Origin of the sequence: Duganella radicis (genome assembly GCF_009720825.1) — a bacterium.
Taxonomy (GTDB): domain Bacteria; phylum Pseudomonadota; class Gammaproteobacteria; order Burkholderiales; family Burkholderiaceae_D; genus Rugamonas; species Rugamonas radicis.
The window spans coordinates 1-261 of sequence record NZ_WNKY01000142.1 but is presented as its reverse complement, the minus strand read 5'-3'; the positions used below and the strand labels follow the sequence as shown (position 1 = coordinate 261).

Here is a 261-nt window from a genome sequence, read left to right as displayed (position 1 = left end):
CCGTCGTATGATGCGATGGGGGGACGGATCGCGGAAGGTTGTCTGACTGTTGGAATAGTCAGTTTCTGTTTCATAGAAGGTGCTTAGGCAAATCCGGGCACGTAATTCAAGGGAACGGGACGAAGGATCATTGATCCTGTAGCAATCGGAAGTGGTTCCAAGAAAAGCCTCTAAGCTTCAGTCATACGAGACCGTACCGCAAACCGACACAGGTGGGCGAGATGAGTATTCTAAGGCGCTTGAGAGAACTCGGGAGAAGGA

Annotated in this window: 1 rRNA gene; it reads left to right on the top strand. The window is 51.0% G+C overall.

What is annotated here, in order from left to right:
• Positions 1–261: ribosomal RNA gene (locus GM676_RS31410) — 23S ribosomal RNA — on the top strand; the annotation flags it as partial.